This is a genomic window from Nocardiopsis sp. NPDC006198, from assembly GCF_040613895.1.
In the GTDB taxonomy this organism is placed as follows: Bacteria; Actinomycetota; Actinomycetes; order Streptosporangiales; family Streptosporangiaceae; genus Nocardiopsis; species Nocardiopsis tropica.
Window position 1 is genome coordinate 26353 of the sequence record NZ_JBEXSY010000017.1, and the last position, 19299, is coordinate 45651.

Genomic DNA, 19299 nt, shown 5'->3' on the forward strand with positions numbered 1-19299 from the left:
ATCCCCGCCGAGGGCCGCGGTCCGGGGCCGCGGGCACTCCCGCGACCGGCCCGGCCCCGCAGGGGTCCCGTGAGGGGCTCCCCGCCTCCGCCGGGCGGCTCGGGGCGCCGTCGAGTAGCCTCCGGGAACATGGGGCCGCCGCGGCCGACCGTACGCCGGGCGCCGCCCTCCCAGTGGACAGGAGTGAACCCGCATGACCGCTTTGGACGATATTCCGGTGACGCTGATCGACGGGCGCGAGACGACCTTCGGCGAGTGGGCCGGAAAGGTCAGGCTGGTGGTGAACGTCGCCTCCCGGTGCGGGCTCACGCCGCAGTACGGGCAGCTGGAGGAGTTGCAGAAACGCTACGCCGACCGGGGGTTCACCGTGCTGGGGTTCCCCAGCAACCAGTTCCTCCAGGAGTTCGGCAGCGACGGCAAGATCGCCGAGTACTGCTCCGCGACGTGGGGGGTGACCTTCCCGATGGCGAGCAAGGTCAAGGTCAACGGGAAGGACCGCCACCCGCTCTACGGCGAGCTCACGGCGACCCCCGACGCGGACGGCCAGGCGGGGAAGGTGAAGTGGAACTTCGAGAAGTTCCTCGTCCTCCCGGACGGCGCCGTGCACCGCTTCCGCCCGGCCACGCTGCCGGACGACCCCGCCATCGTCGCGCTCATCGAGAAGTCGCTCCCCGGGGAGGCGTGAGGGCGCGGTAGCCCGTCCCCTCCGGGGCGGGCCCGGACCGGAGGGGACGGGCCCCGGCCCGGCCCCGTGCCGGGCCGGAGCACGGACCGGCACGGGGACCGGGCCGCCGGTCCCCCGCGAGCGGGGACGCCCGGCCGGGTCCGCACACGGGCGGAGCGCCCGCGCCGATCCGGACGGCGCGCTCGGGGAGCTTCGCCGGGTCCCCACGCGGGCGGAGCGCCCCTCAGCGCACCTCCTCCGCGAAGACGGAGGCGATCTCCCGCGCGCCCTGCTCGTTCGGGTGGATGTCCGGGCCCCGTTCCGCGTCGCACATCCAGGTCAGGTCGCACACGTTCTGGAGGTTCGCGGGCATGCCGGTCCCGCTGTCCTCGGGCACCTCCCTGTTGGTGGCCTGGAAGACGGAGTCCACGTCCGCGACCTCGATGCCCTCGGCCTCGTAGGCCTCGGTGAGCGTCCCGTTGACCTCGGTGAGGATCTCCACGGCCTCCTCGGCGAGCCCGCCCCGCGCCTCGTGCTCGGGGAAGACCTCCTCGGCCTCCTCCGCGGACGCGGCGGCCTGCCCGGCGGGGTCGTCGTCGAGCAGGAGGAAGGCGAGGAACGGGTTGTAGTAGGTCATCGCGACGATCCGGGTGTCCGGGCCGGCCGCGGCGCGCAGCCGCTCGGCGATCTCGGGCACCTCGTCCTCCAGGCGGTCGAGGCCGTCGGCCACGCACTCCGCGTCGATGTCGATGTCCTCGGAGCTGTCCGCGCGGCCGTCCGGCGCGTTCACCCCCCGCACGCAGCGGGTGAAGTTGTTCGCCCCGATGGTGAGGGTCACCAGGTCCACCTCGCCCTCGTGCTCCGCGAGGAAGTCCTCGGCGGCCCGGAGCTGCTCACCGTCGTCGTAGCGCTCCTCGCAGTCGGGCAGGCCGCCCTCCATGAACGTGGTCGTGTCCTCGCCCGCGCAGCCCATGCGCTCGTGCCGGAGGCCGGGGTCGTCGTCGAGCAGGGTGCGGTACAGGACGTCCGTGTACCCTTCCTCGGTCTCGACGGGCGTCCCGTCCTCGTCGGGCTGCACACCCACGGCCAGCGAGTCGCCCAGGGACAGGTAGTAGCCCCCTTCGGCGCCGGGGGTCCCCGGCGCCGCCGTCCCTTCTCCGTCGGTGCCCGCGCACCCCGCCGCCAGCACTGCGACGGCCGTCACCGCGATCCAGCGGATTCGCACTCTCTGTCTCCCACCCGGGTCGGTTGCAGGTACGTGCCCGGGGCTGCCCGGTGGGCGGGCGCGCCGCCCTTCCCGGGTGCCGCCGGGCCCTTCACGTGGGGGAACCGGAAGGCGTCCGGGCCACGATGCCAGCCGCCGCGGGTCCGCGTCGAGCGTCCGGGTGGGAGATGTCTCTCAGCGGGCCGGCCGCGGGGCCCGGACCGCCGCGACCGTCCGGAGCGCTCTCCGGGACGGAGGAGGGACCCGCATGCGGCGGCGGGGGCGGGCCGCCGAGCTCTCCCGCCGGAGCCCGAAACGCGGTGCGCGCCCGGCAGCGCTCCTGGTGGGGGCGGACACCGCCGGCCGCGGGGGATGCCTCCGGCGGTCCCGGCGCTCGCGCCGATCGCCGCGAGCCCGGGACGTTCCGCGGAACGAGCCCTAGCCCTGCGGTCGGGAGGGGTCCCTGTCGAGGGGGGCCAGAAGGCATCTGAGCAACGATGCCAGCTGCTGCCGGTCGCCGTCGGGCATGGGGGCCAGAAGCGTCTCCTCGTAGCTGAGGAGCGACTCCAGGGCGGCGTCGATGCGCTCGGCGCCGCGTTCGGTGAGCCGGACCAGCACCCCGCGCTTGTCGTCGGGGTCGGGGCGGCGCTTGACCAGGCCGGCGGCGGCCAGCCTGTCCACCCGGTTGGTCATGGTCCCGGAGGTCACCAGGGTGGCGCGCAGCAGCCGTCCGGGGCTCAGTTCGTACGGGGGGCCGGAGCGGCGCAGCTCCGCGAGCACGTCGAACTCCCAGGGCTCCAGTGCGTGCTCGGTGAAGACCGTGCGCCGGGCGCGGTCCAGGTGGCGTGCGAGCCGGGACACACGGCTGAACACCTCCAGGGGTGTCACGTCCACGTCCGGGCGTTGGGAGCGCCACGCCTCGATCAGCCCATCCACCTCATCGCGCATGGGGACAGCCTATCTCTTGACATCAAGATAGTGGGGCGGGTATGCCGCACTTCCCGCGTCCCGCTCGCGGCAGCAGCGCGGGGGACGGGCCGCGGCGGACCCGTCCCCCGGTGCGCCGGGGGACGGGGGTCAGCCCCCGCCCCGCCGCCTCGTCTGCAGCCTCGGCTTGGGCTCCAGGCTCGCGAGCCCGTTCCAGGCCAGGTTGACCAGGTGCGCGGCGACCACCTCGCGCTTGGGCCTGCGCACCTCGAGCCACCACTGGCCCGTCAGCGCCCACATGCCCACCAGGGCCTGCGCGTACATCGGGGCGAGCGCCGGGTCGTAGCCGCGCTCGGCGAACTCGTCGACCATGATGTGCTCGACCTGGCTGGCGATGTCGTTGATCAGGCTGGCGAAGCTTCCCGTGCCGGAGGCCACGTGGGAGTCGCGGGTCAGCACCCGGAACCCGACCGTGTTCTCCTCCACGTAGCGCAGCAGGGCCAGCGCAGCCTTCTCGATCTTGCCCCGTGCGCTGTCGGCGGTGAGGGCCTCGCCCATCATCTCCAGGAGGGTGCGCATCTCACGGTCGACCACGACCGCGTAGATCCCCTCCTTGCCGCCGAAGTGCTCGTACACGACGGGCTTGGACACCCCGGCCCGTGCGGCGATCTCCTCGACGGAGGTCGCGTCGAACCCGCGCTCGGCGAACAGCTCCCGGCCGATCTCCAACAGCTGTTGCCGACGCTCCTTGCCCGTCATGCGCTTGCGGCGCACGCGGACCTTCTGCTCGCTGTCGGCTGCTCCCATGATGGCTGTCGATCCTAGACCTTGACCCGCTTGGCGGCGAGCCGGTCGTTGTTGGGCCAGCGGACCTTCGTGGCCCAGCCGAGCTTCTCGAACGCCCAGATCACGCGGGCGGAGATGTCGATCTGGCCCTTGAGCACGCCGTGGCGCGCGCAGGTCGGGTCCGCGTGGTGCAGGTTGTGCCAGGACTCGCCGAACGACGGGATGGCGAGCCACCACACGTTGCGGGAGCGGTCGCGCACCTCGAAGTTCTCCTCGCCGATGGTGTGGCAGATGGAGTTGATGGACCAGGTGACGTGGTGCAGCAGCGCCACGCGGACCAGGCTCGCCCAGAAGAACGCGGTGAACGCGCCCCACCAGGACATGGTCACGAGGCCGCCGATGAGGGCGGGGGCGCCGAGGGAGAAGAGCACGATCGGCAGGAACAGCTTGTCGACGAGGACGATGTCCTTGTCCTTGAGCAGGTCCGGGGCGAAGCGGCGCGGCGAGGTCTTCTTGTCGTCCAGGTACATCCAGGCCATGTGCGCGTAGTACAGGCCCTTGGCGACGGACTTCCAGTCGTCCCCGAAGCGCCACGGCGAGTGCGGGTCGCCCTCGGCGTCGGCGTACTTGTGGTGGCGGCGGTGGTCGGCCACCCACTTGATGACGCTGCCCTCGATGGCCAGCGAGCCGGCGACCGCGAGCGCGATCCGCAGCGGGCGGTTGGCCTTGAAGGAGCCGTGGGTGAAGTGGCGGTGGAAGCCGACCGTGATGCCCAGGCCGCTGATGAGGTAGAAGACCGACGCGATCGCGATGTCGGTGAGGCTCAGGCCCCATCCCCAGAAGAAGGGGACGGAGGCGAGCAGGGCGATGAGCGGGACGAAGACGAACGCGAAGACGGTGAAGCGCTCGGCCCTGCCCCGCAGTTCCGGCTCGTACTCGGGGATCGCCTCGCGCTTCCCCTCGGCGTTCTCGGTCGGTAGCTCGGCAGCAGTGGTCATGGTCGTACACACCTCGTCGTCACGGCAGGGTCCTCGCGGTCGGACGGTGTCCGAGAGGCGCGGAGCACCCGTCGCGACGGCCCAACCTATTCCTACGTAACCGTAACCTACGACCCCGTAGGTTTGGCAAGCCCTCCACCGGAGGCGCTATGTTGGTGCCTGGCGTACGGCGCAACGCGTGCGCGCCCTGCCTTCCCGGATGATGTAATCGGCAGCATGTGGGGTTTTGGTCCCCATCGTCCAGGTTCGAGCCCTGGTCCGGGAGCCTCCACCCGTTCTCCCCCCTATCCCCGTATCCCCGTGCGCGCGAGGGAAACCCCGGCCCTTGCGCCCGGACGCCCCGGGCTCCCCGGCGCCGGGCCCGGCCCGGTGGCGCGGCGCATCTCACAGAACGCCCCGGAACCCGACGCCACAGGCCCGGTCCGGCCCCCGCTCCCCGCCCCGGCGTCACGTGCCCGCAGGACGCCTGTGACACGCATGTATCCTTCCCATGTCGGCCGCTGGTCATCCGACGGCCGCCCGCGCGGCACGCGGGTCGAGCCGCCGAAGGGTGAGCCGACAGTTCAATGCCAGCTATCACGAGGGGTCTCCTTCAGTGAGCGTGAACCGTCCGGCTGCCGTCATCGTCCTCGCGGCGGGCGAGGGCACCCGAATGAAGTCGAAGCTTCCCAAGGTCCTCCACGAGCTCAACGGCCGCAGCATGCTCGGCCACGTTCTCGCGGCCGCGGGCGAACTGGACCCCCACCACTCGGTCGTGGTCGTCGGCCACGCCCGGGACCAGGTCCGGTCCCACCTGGCGGAGGTCGCCCCCGAGGCCGCCACCGCGGTCCAGGAGGAGCAGAACGGCACCGGCCACGCGGTGCGCATGGCGGTCGAGGACCTCGCCGCCAAGGGCACCGAGCTCGCCGGCACCGTCGTCCTGACGTGCGGGGACACCCCGCTCCTGCGCGGTTCCACGCTCTCGGAGCTGGTGGCCGCCCACGAGAAGGAGGGCAACGCCGTCACGGTGCTGTCCGCCCGCGTCCCCGACCCCCACGGCTACGGGCGCATCGTGCGCGACGGCGACGGCGACTTCACCGGCATCGTCGAACACGCCGACGCCTCCCCGGAGCAGCACGCGATCGACGAGATCAACTCGGGCATGTACGCGTTCGACGGAGCGCTCCTGTCCGCCGTCGTCAAGCGCCTGTCCACGGACAACGCCAAGGGCGAGGAGTACATCACCGACGCGGTCGCGCTCCTGCGCGGGGACGGGAACCGGGTCGGCGCCTGGATCGCCGAGGACTGGCACGAGGTGCAGGGCGTCAACAACCGCGTCCAGCTCTCCGAGGCCCGCCGCGTCCTCAACGACCGCCTCCTCGCCGAGCACATGCTCGCGGGCGTCACGGTGGTGGACCCCGCCTCCACGTGGGTGGACGCGCAGGTCCGCATCGGACGCGACGCCGTGCTCGAGCCCGGCACCCGCCTGCTCGGCGCCACCGTCGTCGGCGAGGACGCCGTCGTCGGCCCCCGCGCCGACCTGAGGGACACGGTCGTCGGCGAGGGCGCCCGGGTGCGCGAGACGACCGCCGACCGGGCCGAGATCGGCCCGGGGGCCACGGTGGGCCCCTACACCTTCCTCCGACCGGGCACCCGCCTGGCCGGGCGGGCCAAGGCCGGCGCCTTCGTCGAGATCAAGAACTCGAACGTGGGCGCCGGATCCAAGATCCCGCACCTGACCTACGTCGGGGACGCGGACATCGGCGTGGGCAGCAACATCGGCTGCTCCTCCGTGTTCGTCAACTACGACGGGGTGGACAAGCACCGGAGCGTCATCGGCGACCACGTGCGGCTCGGCAGCGACAACACCTTCGTCGCGCCCGTGCACGTGGGCGACGGCGCCTACTCCGGTGCGGGCACCGTGATCAGGGACGACGTTCCGCCCGGCGCGCTGGCGATCTCCGAGGGGCACCGCCAGCGCAACGTCGAGGGCTGGACCCGGCGCAAGCGCCCGGGCACGCCCTCCGCCGAGGCGGCGGACAAGGCCGATCGGCACAGAGCCGACGACAAGCAGTGACTGTGGGGGAGAAACACGTGACCGGCATGAAGGCCACCGGCCAGAAGAACCTGATGCTGTTCTCGGGACGCACACACCCGGGGCTGGCCGAGGAGGTAGCCAAGGAGCTGGGGATCGAGGTGGTCCCCACCCGGTTCGACACCTTCGCCAACGGTGAGATCTTCATGCGGTACCTGGAGTCGGTCCGCGGCTGCGACGCGTTCGTCATCCAGAGCCACGCCGACCCGGTCAACGAGTCGATCATGGAGCAGCTGATCATGGTGGACGCGCTCAAGCGCGCGTCCGCCAAGCGGATCACCGTGGTCACGCCGATCCTGGGCTACGCCCGCCAGGACAAGAAGCACCGCGGCCGCGAGCCCATCTCGGCGCGCCTGGTCACCGACCTGTTCCGGACCGCGGGCGCGGACCGGATGATGGCCGTCGACCTGCACACGGACCAGATCCAGGGCTTCTTCGACGGCCCGGTCGACCACCTCTTCGCGCTGCCGATCCTGGCCGACCACGTCGCCAGCCAGGTCGAGCGCTCCGACATCACCGTGGTCTCCCCCGACGCGGGCCGCGTCCGGACCGCCGACCGCTGGGCGGACCGCCTCGGCGCCCCCCTGGCGATCATCCACAAGCGGCGCGACCCGGACGTCGCCAACCAGGTGAAGGTCCACGAGGTCGTCGGCACGGTCAAGGACCGCGTCTGCGTCCTGGTGGACGACATGATCGACACCGGCGGCACCATCGTGAAGGCCTCCGAGGCCCTGTTCGAGCAGGGGGCCAGGAAGGTCATCGTGGCCGCCACGCACGGCGTGCTGTCCGGCCCGGCGGCCGAGCGCCTCCAGAACTCGCGGATCTCGGAGGTGATCATCACCAACACGCTCCCCGTCCCCGAGGAGCGGGCCTTCGAGAAGCTGACCCAGCTCTCGATCGCCCCGCTGGTGGCCCGCGCGATCAGCGAGGTCTTCACGGACGGCTCGGTCACGAGCCTGTTCGAGTAGGCCCGCGCCAAGTTCCCGCCAAGTCCCGCGCGCCCCGTTGACGGCCTCCCGGTCCGGGAGGCGCCCGCCGACGGGGCGTGTTCTGAGTCGTCGGTGAAGCCAGTAGACTTGACCGAGTGTCCCCGTGCCCAGGTGGAGTCGTGTTCGGCTTCGCTCAGGAGCACGGGCAGGGGTGCGCGACGAGCGTTCCCGGGCCGGACGGGTCCGGTGACGGCTCGCCGGGCACGCCTGGAACCAGGGCGGTCGCGTCCCCTGCCTGAGGGGAGACCCCGCCGCATTCTCCGCCGAGGGCGGGAATCGTTCGTACTACTGGAGTCGTGTTCCCCGTGCTGCGGGGTTGAACCCGAGGAGTTTTGTCGTGTCCGAGGTACGTATCGCTGCCGAGCCCCGCACGGAATTCGGCAAGGGCGCCTCCCGTCGCGCCCGCCGCGCGGGTAAGGTGCCGGCCGTCCTCTACGGCCACGGCACCGAGCCCCGCCACCTGAACCTGCCGGGCCACGAGCTCATGCTCGCCCTGAAGACCCCGAACGTCCTGATCCGCCTCGAAGGCCTGGACAAGGACAACCTCGCCCTGCCCAAGAGTGTGCAGCGCGACGCCATCAAGGGCTTCCTTGAGCACATCGACCTCCTGGTCGTGTCCAAGGGCGAGAAGGTCGAGGTTGAGATCTCGGTGAACCTGACCGGTGAGGTCAAGGCCCCGGGTGTGCTCAATCAGGAGCTCGTCACCGTGACCGTCGAGGCTGAGGCCACCAACATCCCCACCGGTGTCGACTTCGACATCGAAGGCCTGGAGGTCGGGGCCAACCCGACCGCCGGCGACCTGAAGCTGCCCACGGGCGCCACCCTGGTCACCGACCCCGAGACCCTCGTGCTCACCGTCTCCGCGCCCCGCGTGGAGGAGGAGCCGACGACCGGAGCCGAGACCACCGAGGAGGCCGCCGCCGAGTAGGGCGGTGGTGCTGTCCACGGATCTGGACGAACGCGCGGTTCCCACGGGGGCCGCGCGTTCGCCGTATCGGTAGGGTCGTGCCCCATGTGGACCTGGTTGAGGGTGTTGTCGGGCAGGAAGGAAGCCGGCGGTGGCGACACCGCGGGCGGGAGCGGCGGCAGGAGCGCCGAAGGGGGGAGCGGGGACATGGGCGAGGCCGAGCGCTGGCTCGTCGTGGGGCTGGGCAACCCCGGCCCCAAATACGCGGGCAACCGGCACAACGCCGGCTTCCTGGTGGTCGGGGCGCTCGCCGGCGGCGAGCGCTGGAAGGCGCACAAGGCGCACGCCGAGGTGGTGGAGACGCGCCTGGAGGGCGTGCCGGTGGTCCTGGCCAAGCCCCGGACCTTCATGAACCTGTCGGGCGGCCCGGTGGCCGGCCTGGCGAGGTTCTACAAGGTGCCGGTCGAGCGGATCATCGTGGTGCACGACGAGATGGACATCGACTTCGGCGCGCTGAAGCTCAAGAAGGGCGGGGGGCCCGGCGGGCACAACGGGCTCAAGTCGATGACGGCGTCCCTGTCCAGCCCGGAGTACATCCGCGTGCGCTTCGGGGTGGGCCGCCCGCCGGGACGCATGGACCCGGCCGCGTACGTGCTCAAGGACTTCTCCGCGGCCGAGCGCGCCGAGCTGGACCTGGACGTCGAGCGGGCCGCGGACGCCGTGCGCACGGTCCTCCGCGACGGCCTGGGCCGGGCGCAGAACATCTTCCACACCGCGGCCTGAGGGACGGCCGGGGAGCGGTCACGGACGGCCCCGGCCGCGCCCTCCCGCCGGAGGGCCGCCCGCCGGGCCCCGGCCGCGTCGCCCGCCGTGGCGGGCGCCCCCGGCCGGGTCGACGGGGCCGCCCGCTCCTCCCCGGGCCGCCTCCTGCCGCCGGGCACCTCCACCCGGGCGGCCTCCCCCTCCGCGCCCCCGGACCCGGTTCTCAGCGGCGCAGCAGCCGCCAGGTGGCCAGGGCGAGGGCGTGCGTCCCGCCGACCGGCCCACCGTCCTCCGCCCCCGCGGTCGGCCTCCCCTCCGCCGAGCCCGGCCCATCGGTTCCGGCGCGGACGCCGTCGGCGATCACCCCGACCAGCGCCCCCGCGAGGTACGCGGCGTGTGTGCGCACGGGCACGTCGTCGAACCCCGCGGGCCCCGCCCCGGCCGCGAAGCGCGCGGCCAGCTCCCCGGCCAGGCGCTCCCGCAGGCGGTTCGCGAAACGGGGGCTTCCCTGGTCGGACAGCATCCGCCGGTACAGCACGGCGTTCTCGGACACGTGGGCGAACAGGTCCACCAGAGGTTCCGGCGGCCGGTCCCGCGGGGCGTCCAGCGGACACAGCGCCGCGCACCGCGCCACGTGCGCGACGGCGTCGTCCATGGCGTCGGCGACCAGGGCGTCCAGGTCGGCGTAGTGCTGGTACACCGTCGCCCGGTTCACCTCGGCGCACCGCGCCACGGCGGACATCGTCACGTCGGCGAGCTCCCGCTCGGCGGCCAGGGAGAGGAGGGCGGCGCGCAGCCGGTCACGGGTGCGCCGGGCGCGCGGGTCGTCGGGGTTCACCGTTCCAGGCTAGGACACGCGACCATTAAAAGACACCTGTTGCTTAAACGACAAGTGTTGGTTATGGTCCGGGGTATGAGGATCGAGGTCTGGGCGGACGTGGTCTGCCCCTGGACGTACATCGGCAAGCGGCGCCTGGAGCGGGCCCTCGCCGGCCTGTCCGGCGCGGAGTCCATGGAGGTGGTCTGGCGCCCGTACCGGATCGACCCCTCCGCCCCCGCGGTCGGCGAGCCGCTGGGCGCGCTGCTGGAGGATCCCTCCGTGGACGACGCCCTCCGGGCGTGCGCACCCGCCCTCACTCCGGGTGAGAACCGGGCCCGGGTCGCGGAGACCGCGGCGTCCGAGGGCCTGGGGCCCCGGTGGGGCGCGGCCTGGAGGGTCAGCAGCCACGACGCCCACAGGCTCGTCCTGCTCGCGGGCCGGGCCGAAGGGACCGGGCTCCAGGACGCCGTCGTGGAGGGCGTCCTGCGCGCCCACTTCGTGGAGGGCGAGGACATCGGCTCCGCCCCGGTCCTCGACCGGATCGCCCGGGGCGCCGGTCTCCCGGACGGCGGCCGCCTCCTCCGGGCGGGGGAGGGAGGGCAGGAGGTCCGGGAGCTGGTCCTGCGCGGCCGGGCGGCCGGGGTCCGCACCTCCCCGACGCTCGTCGCCAACGGCCGCGCGCTGGAGGGTGCGCAGCACCCCGACGCGATCCGTGAGTTCCTGGTCGCCGCCGCCGGGCACGAGCCCCGGGTCCTCCCGGAGGAGGTCGAGCGCTTCCGCCTGGCGGAGGCCCTGCTGGACTCGGGCGACCCGCTCGGGGCGCTCACGCTCCTGCGGCCGCTGCTCGACGGGCACGCCGCCGACCGGGGCGTGCGCCTGCTCGCCGCCCGCGCCCACTACCGCTCCGCGCAGCTCAACCGCGCCAGGCGAGGACTGGAGGCGCTGGTCGAGGAGGCCCCGGACGACGCCTACGCCCGCCTGCTGCTGGGGCGGACCCTCCAGCGCCAGGGAGAGGAGGAGTCGGCCGCGCCCCACCTGCGCCTGGCGGGGGTGATGGTCCCGTCCTACGCCTGACGGAGCCGGCCCCGGGGTCGACCCCGGGGCCGCGTTCCCCGGGCGGGCCGTCACGTCCCGCGCACGGTTTCGGTCGTCCCCTACCCGGGTCCACTTCTGTCCGTCCCCGGCGTGTCCGCCGGGGTGTTCCGGGTCTCGGAACAGACACATTCTTGGCTTGACCAGGTCTTCTTGCCCGACAATGAGCAACCCAGCGCGACTTTTCCACTACTTTTGGTTACTGTTCGGGTCGTCGTTCCTGTGCGCGCCCGACCAGACGCCCCGCTCATGCCCTCTGCGTCGATGCCAGTGGCGCCCGGGGTGATGACTCGAAGTAGGGCTCCACAGCCGTGGTCTTGGGGGAAGCATGGTCACCAGCGGGGTGAAGGCCGTCCGTGAACAGCCGGCGCGCACCGTCGTCGGCGCCGGAGACGGCGCCGGCGGACGGGACGCCGGGATCGGTCCGCTGCTCACCGGGGGAGGCGCCGGGCCGCGGACGCGCTCCGCGTCCTGGACGCGGCCGTACGTCGTGAGCCTCGTCGTGCTGGACCTCGCCGCGGCCCTCGCGGCGACCCTGGGCGGAACGGTCCTCCGCTTCCACGGCTCACCGGGGGCGTCCGCCGCCTCCACCCACCTCCTGCTCTCCCTCCTCCTGCCCTTCGCGTGGGTCCTGTTCGTCTACCTGGGCGGCGGCTACGCCCGGCGCTTCCTCGGCGTGGGCACCGAGGAGTACCGGCGCGTCGCCACGGCCGGGCTCGCGCTCGCCGCGTCCGTCGCGATCGGCGCGTACGCGGTCACGTTCGACCTGGCGCGCGGCTACGCACTCGTCGCGCTCCCGCTCGTCCCCCTGGTCAGCCTCGCCCTGCGGTACGCGCGCCGCAAGGCCCTGCACCGGAGGCGGCGCTCCGGACTGTGCATGAGCGGCGTCGTGGTCGTCGGGCACCGGGCCGCAGCGGGGGACCTGATCCGCCGGTTCCGCGACGAGATCTACCACGGCATGCGCGTCGTCGGCGTGTGCCTGCCGCCGGACGACACCGTCGCCGGCCTGGGGACGGACGCGGTGGAGGACTGCCCGGTCCTGGGCGCCTTCGAGGACGCGGCCGACGCGGCGGCCCTCGTCGGGGCCGACACCGTGGCGGTCCTCGCCTGCCCCGAGATGGACGGGGCCGAACTGCGCCGCCTGGCCTGGCGGCTGGAGAAGAACGGCACCGACATCATCGTCGCGTCGGCGCTGATGGAGGTCGCGGGGCCGCGGACCTCCATCCGGCCGGTCGCGGGGCTGCCGCTCCTGCACGTGGAGCACCCCGAGCTGGCGGGCGTCCGCCGCGTGCTCAAGTCGGTCTTCGACCGCTCCGCCGCCGCGCTCGCCCTGTTCCTGCTGTCCCCGCTGTTCCTGGCGCTGTTCGTCCTCATCCGGGGGGAGGGCCGCGGCCCCGCGCTGTTCACGCAGACCCGCGTGGGCCGGGGTGGCGCCGAGTTCACCGTGTACAAGTTCCGTACCATGGTGGTCGGGGCCGAGGCGTTGAAGGCGATGCTCCAGCCCCGCAACGAGCACGACGGTGTGCTGTTCAAGATGCGTCGCGACCCCAGGGTGACGTCCGTGGGGGCATGGCTGCGCCGGTACTCGCTCGACGAGCTTCCCCAGCTCGTCAACGTGGTCCGGGGGGAGATGTCGCTCGTCGGCCCCAGGCCGCCGCTGCCGGAGGAGGTCGCCCAGTACGGGCACGACGTCCGCCGGAGGCTGGTGGTCAAACCGGGGCTGACGGGTCTGTGGCAGGTCAGCGGCAGGTCCGACCTCTCGTGGGAGGAATCGGTCCGCCTCGATCTGCGGTACGTGGAAAACTGGTCGCTGACGCTGGACATCCAGATCCTGTGGAAGACGTGGTCAGCGGTGATCCGTGGGGCGGGAGCATACTAGCCGGTGAAGAGCATCCGAAACGATCATGAGGTGGCCCGCGACCTGGCCGGCGAGGCGGGGCAGCTGCTGCTGCGCCTGCGCGCCCGGCACGGTTTCGACGAACCCGACGTGCTGCGCACGCTGGGGGACCGGACCTCCCACGAGTTCCTGTTCTCGGCGCTGGGCCGGCTGAGGCCCAGCGACGCGGTGCTCTCCGAGGAGGGCGCCGACGACCACTCCCGGCTCCGGGCCAGGCGCGTGTGGATCATCGATCCGCTCGACGGCACCCGGGAGTTCGCGGAGGCGGGCCGCACCGACTGGGCGGTGCACGTCGCCCTGTGGGAGGACGGCGACCTGGTCGCGGGGGCCGTGGCGCTCCCCGCGCAGGGCAGCACCCTGTCCACGGTCGACCCGCCCTGGCTGCCCGAGGAGCGCCCGGCGGGCCAGCGGCTGCGCATCACGGCCAGCCGGACCCGGCCGCCCGCCTTCGTGCAGCGGATGGCGACCCAGCTCGGCGCCGAGGTGGTACCGATGGGGTCGGCGGGCGCGAAGATCTGCGCGGTGCTCCTCGGCATCGCCGACATCTACGTGCACGCGGGCGGCCAGTACGAGTGGGACAGCGCGGCCCCGGTGGCGGTCGCGCGGGCCTCCGGCCTGCACACCTCCCGGATCGACGGCTCCGAACTGCGCTACAACGTAGCCGACCCGCTACTCCCCGATGTCCTCGTATGCCGATCGGAATTGTCGGGTATGTTGTTGGCAAGCATCCGCGACGGCGCGGACCTGGACAGCGCGGGTCCGCACGCGGGGGGCTGACCGAAGGACCCCCGCGCCGTCGGCCGTGCGGTATCTCTAAGGCGGATTCATGGGTCAGGCGAGTCAGCAGGCGCCCGGGCGCTACCAGCTCTCCCAGCTGGACGTCCTCGAGGCCGAGGCGATCTTCATCATGCGCGAGGTGGCCGCGGAGTTCGAGCGGCCGGTGCTGCTCTTCTCCGGGGGCAAGGACTCCATCGTGATGCTCCGCCTCGCGGAGAAGGCGTTCTGGCCCGGAGCCGTCCCGTTCCCCGTCATGCACGTCGACACCGGCCACAACTTCGACGAGGTCATCGAGTTCCGCGACCGCAGGGTCGCCGAGGCCGGGGTGCGCCTGGTGGTGGCCTCGGTGCAGGAGCAGATCGACGCGGGCAAGGTCTCCGAGCCCACCGGGCGCTGGGCGAGCCGCAACAGGCTCCAGACCTCCGCGCTGCTGGAGGCCATCGAGGACAACGGCTTCGACGCGGCCTTCGGCGGCGCCCGGCGCGACGAGGAGAAGGCCCGGGCCAAGGAGCGGGTCTTCTCCTTCCGCGACGAGTTCGGCCAGTGGGACCCCAAGAACCAGCGCCCCGAGCTGTGGAGCGTGTTCAACACCCGCATCGACCGCGGCGAGCACATCCGGGTCTTCCCGATCTCCAACTGGACGGAGCTGGACGTGTGGGCCTACATCCGGCGTGAGCGGCTGGAGCTGCCCTCCATCTACTTCGCGCACGAGCGCCGCGTCTTCGAGCGGGACGGCATCCTGCTCGCCGACTCGCCGATCATCCGGCGCGACGAGACCGAGGTCCCGTTCCAGGAGACCGTCCGGTACCGCACGGTCGGCGACCTGACGTGCACGGGGGCGGTCCGGTCCACGGCGGTGGAGATCGACGACATCATCGCGGAGATCGCCGCGACCCGGATCACCGAGCGGGGGCAGACCCGGGCCGACGACCGCGCCAGCGAGGCCGCGATGGAGGACCGCAAGAAGGAGGGCTACTTCTAGCCCGCCCGTCCCGCCGGACGCCTCCGGCACAGCCCCGGCCCCACCGGGCTCCACCATCCCTACGGACACCGGCGCCGCGGAACCGGCCGCCCGCCGACCGCCCGCCAGCCGACGGACGTTCCGGCGCGGGGCCACCGCCTCCGCCATCCGGTTGTTGAGCCGCCCACACTTCCCACATTGGACCAGGCAAGCATGAACAACGACATCCTGCGGTTCGCGACGGCGGGCTCCGTCGACGACGGTAAGAGCACCCTGATCGGCCGCCTGCTCTTCGACTCCAAGTCGATCTTCGAGGACCAGCTCGACGCCGTGGAGCGCACCAGCGCCGCGCGCGGCGAGGAGCACACCAACCTGGCGCTGCTCACCGACGGCCTGCGGGCCGAGCGCGAGCAGGGCATCACGATCGACGTGGCGTACCGCTACTTCGCCACGCCCCGGCGCACCTTCATCATCGCGGACACCCCCGGGCACATCCAGTACACGCGCAACATGGTCACCGGCGCCTCCACCGCCGACCTGGCGATCATCCTGGTGGACGCCCGCAAGGGGCTCCAGGAGCAGAGCCGCCGCCACGCGTTCCTCACCACCCTGCTCCAGGTCCCGCACCTGGTGCTGGCGGTCAACAAGATGGACCTGGTGGACCACTCCGAGGAGCGGTTCGAGGAGATCAAGGCGGAGTTCAGCGACTTCGCCACCAAGCTCGACGCCCGCGACCTCACCTTCGTGCCGATCTCCGCGCTGCACGGCGACAACGTGGTGACCCGCTCGGAGAACATGCCCTGGTACACCGGGCCCTCCCTGCTGCACCACCTGGAGAACGTGCACATCGCCTCCGACCGCAACCTCATCGACGCGCGCTTCCCGGTGCAGTACGTGATCCGCCCGCACAAGTCCGACGACCCCGAGCTGCACGACTACCGGGGCTACGCCGGCCAGCTCGCGGGCGGCGTCCTGAAGCCGGGCGACGAGGTCACCCACCTGCCCTCCGGCCTGAACACGCGCATCGCCAGGATCGCCACCGCGGACGGGGACGTCGCGGAGGCCTACTCGCCGATGTCGGTCACCCTCCTGCTGGAGGACGAGATCGACATCTCCCGGGGCGACATGATCTGCCGCCCCAACAACGCCCCGGCGGTCACGCAGGACCTGGAGGCGATGGTCTGCTGGATGACGGACGCGCGCAAGCTCACCCAGGGCTCCAGGCTCCTCGTCAAGCACACCACCCGGACGGCGAAGGTCGTCGTCAAGGACCTGCGCTACCGGCTGGACGTCAACACGCTGCACCGCGACGAGCAGGCGGACCACCTGGCCCTGAACGAGATCGGCAGGGTGCGCCTGCGCTCCACCCAGCCGCTGTTCGTCGACGAGTACTCCCGGAACCGGCAGACGGGCGGGTTCATCCTCATCGACGAGGCCACGAACACCACCGTCGGAGCGGGGATGGTCGTCAAGACCGACTAGGGACCGCCCCTCCTCCGTCCCCCGGCGGCGGGGGACGGAGGAGGGGCGGACCGGGGACCCCGCAGCAGGGGGCCGCCTTCGGGCGGCCCCCTGCCGTGTTCCCGGGAGCCCCCTCCGCCAGGTGTGGTCAGGACCGGTCCGGACCGGTCGAGGGGGAGCGCGGAGGCGCCCCCGCCCGGGGCCGACCCGTGTGCGGGGCGCCGGAGTTTTCCGAGACGAAGGCGGAGACATTCGGATTCTTACGAAATGGTTTCCGATCGTAAAACCCTGTTTCAGTGTCGGTGGTACCGGGTGTCGCGAGCGGCGGAGTGAATGGCGTTTTCCCACTACAGGGCTGTGTCCACGCGGATGCGCTGAGGCATGTGGGCAGGTCGGTGCGGTGTCGATCGCCCCGTGCGGCGGGGGTGGCGTGTTCGTTGGACGTAAAAAAACTTCGCTCTAACCCTGGCATAAAGGAGAGAAGGTTACTAAGGTAGCGAATCGCAGGAAGGGTGCAATCGAGTGAACACACTTGGTTATGCCTCACTGTGTACCTCCCACTCCCAAACCCCCAACAAGGAGAATAAGAGTGCAGAAGCACACCACTCGGCGTGTGGCGATCAGCGTCGCCGCTGCCGGTGCCCTCTCCCTCCCCCTCGCTCTCTCCGGCGCCGCCTCCGCGAGCGCCGACGAGCTCGCGCCCCTCTACACCAGCGACGCCGCCGCCGGCGGCGACTACTTCGTCGTCCTGGAGGACTCGCTCAGCGCCTCCTCCGTCAGCGCGTCGTCCCTCGGCATCTCCTCCGACCAGGTGAACCACACCTACGAGGAGGTCCTCAACGGGTACTCGGCCAGCCTGAGCGCCTCCGAGGTCCGGGAACTGCGGGCGCAGGACGGTGTCGCCTACGTCGAGGAGGTCGGCGTCGCGCATACCACCGTCACCTGGGGCCAGGACCGCATCGACCAGGAGGACCTCCCCCTGGACGGCTCGTACAGCACCACCGGTGACGGCTCCGGCGTCTCCGCCTACATCATCGACACCGGCATCGACGCCTCGCACCCGGACTTCGGCGGCCGCGCCTCGTCCGCGTTCGACGCGTACGGCGGCGACGGCGGCGACGGCAACGGCCACGGCACCCACGTCGCCGGCACCATCGGCTCCGACACCTACGGCGTCGCCCCCGGCGCCGACCTGTTCGGCGTCAAGGTCCTCGACGACAACGGCTCGGGCTCCTACGACGACGTCGTCGCGGGCGTCGACTGGGTCGCCGAGAACGCCGGTCCGAACTCGGTCGCGAACCTGTCCCTGGGCGGCCCGGTCTCCCCGACCCTGGACGAGGCCGTCAACAACCTCGCCGCGGCCGGCGTGTTCGTCGCCGTGGCGGCGGGCAACGAGGGCCAGGACGCCGGCAACGTCTCCCCGGGCGGCGCCGACGGCGTGGCCACGGTGGCGGCGTCCGACGCGACCGACACCTCGGCCTACTTCACCAACTTCGGTGAGGACGTGGACATCTACGCCCCGGGCGTGGACGTCGAGTCGACCGTCCCCGGCGGCGGGACCGACTCCTACGACGGCACCTCGATGGCCAGCCCGCACGTGGCCGGCGCCGCGGCGCTCTACAAGAGCAGCGTCGGCGACGACGACCAGGCGACCATCCAGGACTGGCTCGTCGCCAACGCCAGCGCCGACAAGCTGAGCGGCGTGCCCTCCGGCACCGTCAACCTGCTGCTCAACGTCACCGGCCTGTAGCCGGAGCGGCTGTGGAGACCCCGCGCGTCCACAGCCCGCCCCATGACGCCTGAGTGAGAGCACGAACGGCCCCGGTCGGGGCGTGACCTCCCCGACCGGGGCCGTTCGCCGTCTCCGGGAAACGACTTCCCGCCGGGGCCCGCCCCCCGGCGGGTCGTCGCGTTCCGATGTCGGATCGTGACCGGTGGTAATAGTCTGAGGGTGTGGATGACGGTTATCGGTTGGTGTTCGTCGGCGGCATGGGCCGGTCCGGGTCGACCCTCATCGAGCTGCTGCTCGGAGAGCTGCCCGGGTTCTGCTCGGTGGGCGAGATCGTGCACCTGTGGCGCCGGGGGCTGGTGGAGAACGAGAGGTGCGGCTGCGGCCGGCCGTTCTCCGAGTGCGGTTTCTGGACCGACGTGGGCGAGGAGGCGTTCGGCGGCTGGGGCCGCCTGGACGCCGGACAGGTGCTGCGGCTCAAGGACGGGGTCGACCGGACCCGGTTCCTGCCGGCCCTGCTGGACGGTGCGCGCGAGGGCCGCCTCTCCGCCCGCTGCGACCGCTACACGGAGCTCTACCACCGCCTCTACGCGGCCGTGTCCCGGGTCAGCGGCGCGCGCGTGATCGTGGACGCCAGCAAGCACGCCTCCCTGGCCGCGTGCCTGCGCCTGCGCTACGGCTCCCGGATGCGGCTGCTGCACGTGGTGCGCGACCCCCGCGCCGTCGCCCACTCCTGGGGCAAGAGGACGATCCGCCCGGACGCGAGCGAGGCCAGCAGCGAACCGGAGATGGCGAGGTACTCCGCCGGACGCGCGGCGGTCCAGTGGATGGCCCAGAACGCCGCGTTCGACGCCCTCGCCGGGCTCGGCACCCCCACCCTGAGGGTCCGCTACGAGGACTTCGTCGCCGAACCGGGCGCGGAGTTCGCCCGCATCGCCGCGTTCTCGGGCTACACGGGCGAGACCGGGGGCGCGGGCGGCCCGCTGGCGGCCGGGGGGAGCGGCCGGCTCTCCGGGGGCCACGCGGTGTCGGGGAACCCCATGCGGTTCACCGCGGGCCGGATCGGCGTGCGTGCCGACCACGGGTGGCGGGAGTCCCTGGCGCCCTGGCGGCGCCACCTGGTGACCGCGGTGACGGCCCCGTCCCGAAGGCGCTACGGATACTGAGGTCCCCGTGGCGGAACGGGCTCCCGTTCCCGGCGCGTCCGCGGCTTCCTCCCGCCCGTGTCCCGGGGCTTGTGCCGTGGCGGGG

17 protein-coding genes are annotated in these 19299 nt (G+C 72.4%); 12 read left to right on the forward strand and 5 right to left on the reverse strand.

Translation table 11 applies throughout. The annotated features are described in order from the left end of the window. The first annotated feature begins 193 nt into the window (after positions 1–193). Entirely contained in the window at positions 194–685 is a 492-nt protein-coding gene (locus ABZ234_RS14050; RefSeq protein WP_355012275.1) for a glutathione peroxidase, read from the forward strand. Positions 686–908: 223 nt separating this feature from the next. Here the strand turns inward: ABZ234_RS14050 and ABZ234_RS14055 are convergent, their stop codons facing one another. From ABZ234_RS14055 to ABZ234_RS14070, 4 genes are all read right to left on the reverse strand, one after another. Further along, positions 909–1874, reverse strand: a complete 966-nt coding sequence (locus ABZ234_RS14055) for a GDSL-type esterase/lipase family protein (RefSeq protein WP_355012325.1) — start codon at positions 1872–1874, stop codon at positions 909–911. Between the two features lie 432 nt (positions 1875–2306). Continuing rightward, positions 2307–2816 (reverse strand): MarR family transcriptional regulator, encoded by a 510-nt coding sequence (locus ABZ234_RS14060; RefSeq protein WP_267948113.1) that lies wholly within the window; start codon positions 2814–2816, stop codon positions 2307–2309. 129 nt (positions 2817–2945) lie between these two features. Next, on the reverse strand, positions 2946–3602 hold the full coding sequence (locus tag ABZ234_RS14065; RefSeq protein WP_267948114.1) for a TetR/AcrR family transcriptional regulator: 657 nt from the start codon (positions 3600–3602) through the stop codon (positions 2946–2948). 14 nt (positions 3603–3616) lie between these two features. After that, positions 3617–4579 carry a fatty acid desaturase gene (locus tag ABZ234_RS14070; RefSeq protein ID WP_267948115.1) on the reverse strand — a complete coding sequence of 321 codons (963 nt, stop codon included), beginning with the start codon at positions 4577–4579 and terminating at the stop codon, positions 3617–3619. A 595-nt stretch (positions 4580–5174) separates the two neighbouring features. On the opposite strand from ABZ234_RS14070, the gene glmU reads away from it, so the two are divergent. From glmU to pth, 4 genes are all read left to right on the forward strand, one after another. After that, positions 5175–6635: a bifunctional UDP-N-acetylglucosamine diphosphorylase/glucosamine-1-phosphate N-acetyltransferase GlmU gene (gene glmU / locus ABZ234_RS14075; RefSeq protein WP_355012276.1), complete on the forward strand. Its 1461-nt coding sequence runs from the start codon at positions 5175–5177 to the stop codon at positions 6633–6635. A 17-nt stretch (positions 6636–6652) separates the two neighbouring features. Beyond that, positions 6653–7621, forward strand: coding sequence for a ribose-phosphate diphosphokinase (locus ABZ234_RS14080; protein ID WP_276567185.1), 969 nt, complete (start codon positions 6653–6655; stop codon positions 7619–7621). A 358-nt stretch (positions 7622–7979) separates the two neighbouring features. After that, positions 7980–8570, forward strand: a complete 591-nt coding sequence (locus ABZ234_RS14085) for a 50S ribosomal protein L25/general stress protein Ctc (RefSeq protein WP_267948117.1) — start codon at positions 7980–7982, stop codon at positions 8568–8570. 186 nt (positions 8571–8756) lie between these two features. Beyond that, a complete protein-coding gene (gene pth, locus ABZ234_RS14090) occupies positions 8757–9332 on the forward strand; it encodes an aminoacyl-tRNA hydrolase (protein ID WP_267948118.1) in 576 nt (191 codons plus the stop codon). Positions 9333–9534: 202 nt separating this feature from the next. Here the strand turns inward: pth and ABZ234_RS14095 are convergent, their stop codons facing one another. After that, positions 9535–10149: a TetR-like C-terminal domain-containing protein gene (locus ABZ234_RS14095; RefSeq protein WP_355012277.1), complete on the reverse strand. Its 615-nt coding sequence runs from the start codon at positions 10147–10149 to the stop codon at positions 9535–9537. 75 nt (positions 10150–10224) lie between these two features. Between ABZ234_RS14095 and ABZ234_RS14100 the strand changes: the two genes are divergently transcribed. The 7 genes from ABZ234_RS14100 to ABZ234_RS14130 all read left to right on the forward strand — a co-directional run bounded on the left by ABZ234_RS14100 (position 10225) and on the right by ABZ234_RS14130 (position 19214). Beyond that, positions 10225–11205, forward strand: a complete 981-nt coding sequence (locus ABZ234_RS14100; RefSeq protein WP_355012278.1) for a DsbA family oxidoreductase — start codon at positions 10225–10227, stop codon at positions 11203–11205. 346 nt (positions 11206–11551) lie between these two features. Continuing rightward, complete coding sequence (locus tag ABZ234_RS14105) at positions 11552–13102, forward strand: sugar transferase (RefSeq protein WP_355012279.1); 1551 nt, start codon at positions 11552–11554, stop codon at positions 13100–13102. Positions 13103–13105: 3 nt separating this feature from the next. After that, on the forward strand, positions 13106–13897 hold the full coding sequence (locus ABZ234_RS14110) for a 3'(2'),5'-bisphosphate nucleotidase CysQ (protein ID WP_344178913.1): 792 nt from the start codon (positions 13106–13108) through the stop codon (positions 13895–13897). A gap of 49 nt (positions 13898–13946) precedes the next feature. After that, a complete protein-coding gene (cysD, locus tag ABZ234_RS14115; RefSeq protein WP_267948123.1) occupies positions 13947–14879 on the forward strand; it encodes a sulfate adenylyltransferase subunit CysD in 933 nt (310 codons plus the stop codon). 192 nt (positions 14880–15071) lie between these two features. Continuing rightward, complete coding sequence (cysN, locus tag ABZ234_RS14120; protein WP_267950246.1) at positions 15072–16340, forward strand: sulfate adenylyltransferase subunit CysN; 1269 nt, start codon at positions 15072–15074, stop codon at positions 16338–16340. 568 nt (positions 16341–16908) lie between these two features. Beyond that, positions 16909–18069: a S8 family peptidase gene (locus ABZ234_RS14125; protein ID WP_267948124.1), complete on the forward strand. Its 1161-nt coding sequence runs from the start codon at positions 16909–16911 to the stop codon at positions 18067–18069. A gap of 239 nt (positions 18070–18308) precedes the next feature. Continuing rightward, on the forward strand, positions 18309–19214 hold the full coding sequence (locus tag ABZ234_RS14130) for a sulfotransferase (protein ID WP_344178949.1): 906 nt from the start codon (positions 18309–18311) through the stop codon (positions 19212–19214). Positions 19215–19299: the final 85 nt, after the last annotated feature.